The following is a 7,862-nucleotide window of genomic DNA, read 5'->3' on the forward strand; positions in this document are numbered from 1 at the left end:
AAATTAGGCTTTATCACCATAAGTGAAAGATATTCATTAATACACTAATTCTATTGAACCGCCGTATACCGAACGGTACGTACGGTGGTGTGAGAGGTCGCTGAGTAAATAATTACTCAGCTCCTACTCGATTTTCATAGTCCGCGGGGTCAATGAATACTTTGGCTATTCCGTGATTCGCTTTTCTCCAGTGATCGCCTGTAGTGGTTTGATATCTTGTGTTGCTTCGAGCACCCCTACGAACTCACCGTTTGCATCTCGAACCGCAATATACTGGATGTGCACATATTTGTCACCCAGTCTGAGCCAAAAGGTCTCCTTATCTTTTTTTCCGGATTTCAAGTCTCCAGCAAGTTGTTCTACGATGTGAACACTGCTCGGCGGATGGCAATTTTCAACCTTTCGACCAATGATTGTTCTGGTTCGATGGAAGATACGTTCCTTGGATGCGGAGAAAAACTTCACGAGGTCGTCTTTACCGACAAAGGTTATATCTATTGGAAGGTGACTAAAAATCAGTTCGATTTCCTTGGGAGTGAGAACTCCGGTTTCAAACTTGATGTAACCTTGGACGTTCGGATTGGTAACTTCAGGCTCACTGTCCGTGAGACTTGTTTTATGTGGCATCCAATTGAGAGACGGCTCGATCAGGCAATATCCAATTTGGGCGCTATCCTCCTGGATACGAACCCAGTCATTCTCACTCAATGTCTCCACAAGCATCGGGAAAAGGATTTTATTTTCTTTAAAGATCATCTCATTGACCTGATGTAGTGTTTCCCCTACTTTCTCAATTAGCTGCTCTTTAGAGCCTGCCTCATAGTGTAAAGCCATGCGTTTGGATTCCTTAAGCAAACCTCGAATCTCGTCATCTACCCCCCACATTACTTTTGGAGGTGCAGTAATGCCATAGTTCTCTAGAAAAGGAAAGATAAGATTTTCTTTTCGGGTGTAATGTTTATCAATATCCCAAAGCAAATTTAGCTTTTCTACCAGCTTCATAACGATTACGCGTTCATCTTCGGGAGAGGCAGCACGTAGGTCAGTCAATAAGGGACGGATTTCCTTTTCTATTAGTTTTTCTAGTGCTTGGTTTTCATCCCGATAGATGTCTATAGGATGTCCGTCGGCTACCTCTATATCCGGTTTCTCGCTTAGTGCGTCTTTAAATACGGCGGCATGTACATCGCAGAGATTTTGAATTTCCTCAACAGGTATACCTTCATTGATTAAACTTTGCTCAATTAACGAAAGTTCCGCAGCATCCATTTCTTCTGCTACAGCGTCGAAACGAGGTTTAACTTCTGCGACCGTTTTCCCCTGATGTAAATCAAGTAGTATTTCTTTAATAATCTGCTTCCTATGTTCCCGATTATTGATTAATTCACTCATTAGTTACCCTCCCGCTGCGATGCCTTTATTAATATTTTTCGGTATTGAGGGTAAATATATTCCTCAAGAAGCAAATTAGGATAGGAAAGCAGAAAGGGGAATGGCTGTGATAACAAAGAATGATAAGATAGCCGAGGTACTTACAAAATATCCTCATCTTAAAGAAAAGCTAATAGAGCGGTCTCCCAAATTTCAGAATTTGAATAATCCGATTATCTTTAATACAGTGGGGAAATTCGCTAGAATAGAGGACGTGGCGAAAAATACAGGGGAAAATCTTGAGGAGCTCCTGGGTTTTTTGAACCAGCATATCTAATAGTTGACTGACGGCAAAATCGGATTAAGGCGAAATCTGGTTTTTTAGCAACACGGCAATTAGCTTAAAGCTCATCGGGTTAGGGATGACTAAAAGCAGATTATCAGAAGGATGCCGGTTTGTCCTGGAGTTGGCATCAGTGAAAGCGAAGCCTGCTGATATTGTTATTATTCCAATGGCGGTTACCCCTAGATCAAAATCTTTATCAGGCGGTAAAGGGCATGACAGCCGCGATAGTTCCCTGATCTTAAGCGAATGAAACTGATAGCTTTGTTGTTTTGAAAATTATCAAGTTTATCAAATAAGGAGAAGACATATGCAATTAGAGCAGCGGGGCGACATGATTGCCGACTTAATTCAGCGCTATAATGCTGGATTAGGAATTGAACAAACTAATAAAGAAGCGCGGGCCGTATTCGCTCATATGAATCCCGATGAGCTCATTCAGTTGGAAGAATACCTATCCTCCAAACACATTGATATAAAGGACTTCCATGATTTGTACCAAATTCATCGAGAAGACCTGCATACTGAGCTCTCCCGTTTCCGTTTGTCTTTAGATCCTGAACATCCACTACGTGTTATGTTAGAGGAACATGAACAAATACTGCAAACACTAGATGCCTTAGATAAATTAAATACAACAATTCAAAGCTCGTCAACACCGGATCGTGAGGTATTAGTGCGTCTAAGGGAAGTTGCCGATAACCTATTAGCGGCAGAACATCACCATGCGCGTGAAGAAGAGGTCATCTTTCCTGAACTAACGAAAAATAATATAGGCGGAATTGTCCAGGTTATGAATATGGAGCACGAAGAGCTCAGGGAAAAAAAGCGTGAATTGAAGGAACTGGTCAGTCAAGCCCTGTTGCTGGATTTCACTGAATTTCAGCAGGAACTTCAAGAATTAGCTAAATTCATTATCTATAATCTTACTGACCATATTTACAAAGAAAACCATATACTCTACCCGGCCGCAATGCGTTTCGTAAAAGACAAAGAGTTATGGAATCAGTTAAAGGAAAAATGCGATGAAATTGGGTACTGCAATTTCAAAACGTTGCAATAAGGAGGATATATGACTAACTTACTTACGGGCAACCAAAAGGTAGGAGATATCGTAGCCAGTTTACCCGAGGCAATTACTGTCTTTAAAAAGTATAATATTGATTTTTGCTGCGGGGGTCATAAAACGTTATCAGAGGCGGTTAAACAGCAAGGCGTAGAGGAGAAGGCTGTATTAACTGAGCTTAGCAATCTAAGTACATCCTCAAGCGAGAGGCACGTGCATCTAGATTGGAGAACAGCTCCGTTAACAGAGCTGGTAAACCATATTATTGATACCCACCATACTTTTATAAAAAAGGAATTTCCTATCATTAACGAGCTAACAGAGAAGATCATGTCAGTTCACGGAAGCAGCCATAAAGAGCTGGTGAGGGTTGATCACCTTTTCCGCTTACTTCGCAAGGATTTGGAAGCCCACTTAGAGACTGAGGAAAAAATACTGTTCCCACTAATCCTCGAATATGATAAAAGCCCTTCTCAACAGAAGTTTGAGAAAATGCTTACAGTTATCAACGAGTTAGAAAATGAACATGAGCTAGCGGGTAACATCTTAAAGGAACTGCGGCAGATTACCAATCAATATACTGCTCCCCCAGAAGGGTGCACGAGCTACAGAATGGCATACCGAAAACTTGAAGAGATGGAAGATGACATTTTTAGGCACATTCATCTAGAAAACAATATATTACATCCCCGTATAGCAGGATTAAAGCTTCCGGTCTAAATTTAATAGTAAACGTCCCAGTATCTTATGAAACTACGACCTAGTTCCCCGTAGAGAAATTCTACAGGACCTAGGTCGTTTTTATAATTGCGTATCAACCACAACAAATCAGTAAGTCCTAACGCCGCCCAACCTCGTGGGCGGTTTTGGTTTTAATGATGGATGAATGTGATAAACATCACCGCTTAACCTTAGAACGGCTGTATAATTAAAGTATAGAATCAATCTAGAGGAGGACGGGGTTATGCGTTTTAGAATAGCTGAGAATGTCACTTGAGTCGGTAAGGTGGATTGGGAATTGAAAAAATTTCATGGGGAAGAATACTCCACACATAAAGGTTCTACCTATAATTCGTACCAATGTAGAGCGCGCTATCCATTTCGGTAAGGAATTTGCTCAGGTACAAGAGTAAGCCCGGTAAAGTATCTTTGGCAGAAGGGGGGAGATGCGGTGCTAGCAAAACTAAGCATTGTAGATTTTGCGAATGAAGTAGCTTCATCAAAATCAGTCATGCCAGCTGGTGGTTGTGTTACGGCATTATCAGGTCTCATGGGTGTATGCTTGATTGAGATGGCAATTCGTTCGTCTTATGGGTATGCAGCGGATAAAGAGTTCTTTGATAAGACCCAAGTACAGATGGCTTACTTACATAGTCAATTGCTAAACTATATTGATGAAGATGCAGAAGCGTATAATAGAGTGATTGCTGCCTGCAAGCTGAAGAGGACTACCTTGTCTGAAGAGGAACAGCGTAGGGCTGTAATTCAATCAGCGGCTCTAGAGGCTACTGAGGTACCTTTACAGATAGGCAATGCATGTGTAGTGGCATTGGAAGTCGGTACTCGGCTATTAACAATGGTTAAGCCGAGTGTAATAGGTGATTTGAAAGTGGGACTCTTAGTTAGTAAAGCAGGTATTGAGGGTGCGCTTACTGCTTCCAGGTTAAACTTGTCTCTTGTCAATGAAAACTCGAAATGTGTACTAGAATCTCGTATTGATGAACTGCAGCAAAAATTGGATAACTTGGTGGATTAACTAATTTTTAACCCTGCAATCACGATAGTATAAGAAATACTACTTTCCTCCAGGAGAGAAACCATCCAGCGTTCAAATTACCGCCAATTATGTAATGTGAATGTAGCAGATTGTATTAGTGAACAAAGTATGATTTGGGGCGGGGTGCTATAAAGTTGCTGGGTAAAAGGATTTTGCGAGAGCGAGTTAGTATCGAAAAAATGATTATTATATACTGCGAGGCAAAGCATCGAACACGTAAGGGGTTGTGTGATGACTGCTACAGTTTGTTAGAATATGCGCTACAACGGCTTCAACGTTGTATTTTTAGTGAAGAAAAACCTGTATGCGCCAAATGTCCAGTTCATTGTTACCGCAAAACCATGAGGGAAAAGATTGTCGCTGTAATGCGCTATTCGGGACCCCGTATGATATATAAGCACCCTGGATTAGCTATGCTTCATCTCATTGACTCATTTAGGAATTCATCAATAGGCTTGAATAAATAATTACGGCGGTACCGTAGTTGGGTGAGTGTATCAGCAAATGCAGCAGTGTCGGCTAGAACAAATGTGTAAAACAGTACTTTATTTTAAGATACTGTTACGGGGGAAACTAAATAAATAATTGGAGGATGTTGGAAATGTTTATTGCGATTGCACAATTTCCGAAGATTAACGAAGGGAAAGAAACTAAGTTTCTGGAATGGTTTGCCTGGTCGAATGAGGAGTTTTCCCAATTCAAAGGTTTTGTACGTCGGCGTCTCCTAAAATCACAAGGAGGCGGAAACTATGCAGCGCTCATTGAATTCGAAACCTTTGAAGATTTCAAAGTCGTGGGGGGAAGTCCTTTTCATGCGGTTTCGGCGAAGCGTGTGGCGCAACTGTTGGATGGCAATCCTGTTCCTGCCTCTTACGTAGAGGTTATGGGCTAAAACAATTCTACTATTAGCGCCGCCAACCAGACTGAACTGGCCAATGCACGCGAGCTTATAAAAATATAGTGATATAATTAGAGCGAGATTGTTATGCTATCGCTCGCAATGACTAGGGGAGAGCATACCCTCTGGTATTGCGACGTAGTAAAGCAATCTCGTCTTTTTATGCGGTTAGATGTCCTGATATTGCAGAAAGCTCGGATGCGGAAAATATAGTGGGTTGCCGATAATATTGTTGATATGACTAGAAACACCTATATCTACTGAAGCACAAGTCAAAGCAACGATTAATTGGCAGATTATGACTATAATTTTAAAAAGTATTGAAGGATATTTGTTATTATTTAGAGAATTCATTATTTCGTGGAAAATTATGAAATATGCTTCAACTAATATCAAGGAGGGCAAATCAATGTCGATGTTTTGTTTTCAATGTGAACAGACTGCAGGCGGGAAAGGTTGCACTAAAGTAGGTGTATGTGGAAAGCAGCCAGTTGTAGCTAACAGTCAGGATGAGCTCACGTGTGCGTTAATTGGTTTGGCCAGAGCAGCACAGGGAAAAAGTGCAGGCAAAACAGCCAACGACCTAGTACGGCAGGGGCTTTTCACCACAGTTACAAATGTTAGTTTTGACAGTGACCGAATAAAGGCACTAATTGAGCGAATTCACGAAGAAAAGAACAAGTTGGACTTAGCGGCAGAAGATTTTGCTCCAAGTGAGCTGTGGAGTGGTGACACCGACATTGTATCACTTCGATCCACCTTATTGCTTGGAATGCGTGGAATGGCGGCCTACGCCGAGCATGCTGCCGTATTAGAAAAAGAAAACCCAGAAGTTACGGCCTGGTTTTATAAAGGTCTGAACGCATTGGGCGAGGAACACACTGCTGAACAGTGGCTTGACCTCCTGATGGAGTTTGGAAAAATCAATCTGGCCTGTATGGCAATTCTTGATGATGCCAACACCTCCACCTACGGTCAGCCCAAACCCACTAAAGTAACTATGACTGTGGAGAAGGGACCGTTCATTGTTGTTACCGGTCATGACCTTCTTGACTTAAAACAGCTCCTTGAACAGACCGAAGGAAAAGGCGTCAACATCTATACTCATGGCGAGATGCTGCCAGCCCATGGATATCCTGAGTTAAATAAATATTCTCATCTTAAAGGCAACTTTGGTACAGCCTGGCAGAATCAACAGAAAGAGTTTGATAACATACCAGCACCCATTCTATTTACTACAAACTGTTTGATGGTGCCCAAGAGCACCTATAGTGACCGCGTGTTTACCACCTCTGTAGTGGCATTTCCGGGAGCACAGCATATTCCGGACTCGAATCATGTAAAAGATTTTTCAGCGCTCATTAATAAAGCCATTGAGTTGGGTGGCTGGCCAGAAGACAAAGAATTCACCGGAATCAATGGTGGTAAAGAACTGATGACAGGGTTTGCCCGCAATACCGTTCTTAGTGTTGCAGGAACCGTTATTGATGCGGTAAAAGCAGGGGCCATTAAGCACTTTTTCTTGGTTGGCGGCTGTGATGGTGCAAAGCCAGGCCGGAACTACTATACCGAATTCGTACAAAAAGCACCGAAAGACACTGTTATATTGACACTGGCTTGCGGAAAGTATCGGTTTAATGACCTTAACATCGGGGAAATCGGTGGGCTGCCGCGGATTATGGATATGGGGCAATGTAATGATGCTTACTCGGCAATCCAAGTGGCTGTTGCATTAGCTGACGCGTTTAAGTGTGGCGTTAATGACTTGCCGCTCACCTTGGTCCTTTCCTGGTATGAGCAGAAGGCAGTTTGTATCCTGCTCACTCTTCTTGCTCTTGGTATCAAAAATATATACATCGGTCCTTCGCTACCTGCGTTCTTATCACCAAATGTACTTAATATCCTAGTGTCCAAGTTTGATCTCCACCCTATTACCACACCGGAAAATGATCTCCAAGCTATTTTGAAATAGGAAGAATACATACTCAGATAACTATAGTGGTAACTATCTATATTGCTAAGAGGAAATCGAACTTTATTGAGTCCTGGGCCGCATTCTTCTTCAGCTTGGGGATTGGTTAACCTTGTGTGTTGCATGACTGAAGAAGTACAGCCGCCTGACAATACTAGTATGTCTTTACAAGTGCGCCAGAGCTTCTTTCACTGACTGCTAAATCCAATCATACAACCTACAGATACATAGGGCGGGATTAAAACCCGTCGGGTGGAAACGCTCGTACCGGTTCGATTCCGGTCCTCGGCACCAAAATGAAAAAGACTTCGCAGTCATTGCGAAGTCTTTTTCATGTGCGCCCAGCATGGGCGCTTACTTGTTGGTGAAAGTCCAATACGGGGGTTGATAGTGCCAACCGTTAGCCTAAGACAAGGGTGTCGCCTGTGAGGGCGA

The 7,862-nt window shown here is 42.3% G+C and carries 8 protein-coding genes; 7 read left to right on the plus strand and 1 reads right to left on the minus strand.

Annotated features, from left to right (window positions below):
- Positions 1–165: 165 nt before the first annotated feature.
- Positions 166–1,392, minus strand: coding sequence for a DUF438 domain-containing protein (locus VN447_RS17560; RefSeq protein WP_325526671.1), 1,227 nt, complete (start codon positions 1,390–1,392; stop codon positions 166–168).
- 100 nt (positions 1,393–1,492) lie between these two features.
- On the opposite strand from VN447_RS17560, the gene VN447_RS17565 reads away from it, so the two are divergent.
- From VN447_RS17565 to hcp, 7 genes are all read left to right on the plus strand, one after another.
- Entirely contained in the window at positions 1,493–1,708 is a 216-nt protein-coding gene (locus VN447_RS17565; RefSeq protein WP_325526673.1) for a DUF1858 domain-containing protein, read from the plus strand.
- Positions 1,709–2,024: 316 nt separating this feature from the next.
- Positions 2,025–2,777, plus strand: coding sequence for a hemerythrin domain-containing protein (locus tag VN447_RS17570; protein WP_325526675.1), 753 nt, complete (start codon positions 2,025–2,027; stop codon positions 2,775–2,777).
- Between the two features lie 9 nt (positions 2,778–2,786).
- Positions 2,787–3,500, plus strand: a complete 714-nt coding sequence (ric, locus tag VN447_RS17575) for an iron-sulfur cluster repair di-iron protein (RefSeq protein WP_325526677.1) — start codon at positions 2,787–2,789, stop codon at positions 3,498–3,500.
- A gap of 451 nt (positions 3,501–3,951) precedes the next feature.
- Positions 3,952–4,536 (plus strand): cyclodeaminase/cyclohydrolase family protein, encoded by a 585-nt coding sequence (locus tag VN447_RS17580; protein ID WP_325526679.1) that lies wholly within the window; start codon positions 3,952–3,954, stop codon positions 4,534–4,536.
- A gap of 173 nt (positions 4,537–4,709) precedes the next feature.
- Positions 4,710–5,024, plus strand: coding sequence for a nitrous oxide-stimulated promoter family protein (locus VN447_RS17585; protein WP_325526685.1), 315 nt, complete (start codon positions 4,710–4,712; stop codon positions 5,022–5,024).
- A 134-nt stretch (positions 5,025–5,158) separates the two neighbouring features.
- Positions 5,159–5,449, plus strand: a complete 291-nt coding sequence (locus VN447_RS17590) for a hypothetical protein (RefSeq protein WP_325526681.1) — start codon at positions 5,159–5,161, stop codon at positions 5,447–5,449.
- 415 nt (positions 5,450–5,864) lie between these two features.
- Entirely contained in the window at positions 5,865–7,427 is a 1,563-nt protein-coding gene (hcp, locus tag VN447_RS17595; protein ID WP_325526683.1) for a hydroxylamine reductase, read from the plus strand.
- Positions 7,428–7,862: the final 435 nt, after the last annotated feature.

Origin of the sequence: Sporomusa sp. (assembly GCF_035561155.1) — a bacterium.
Lineage (GTDB): Bacteria > Bacillota > Negativicutes > Sporomusales > Sporomusaceae > Sporomusa.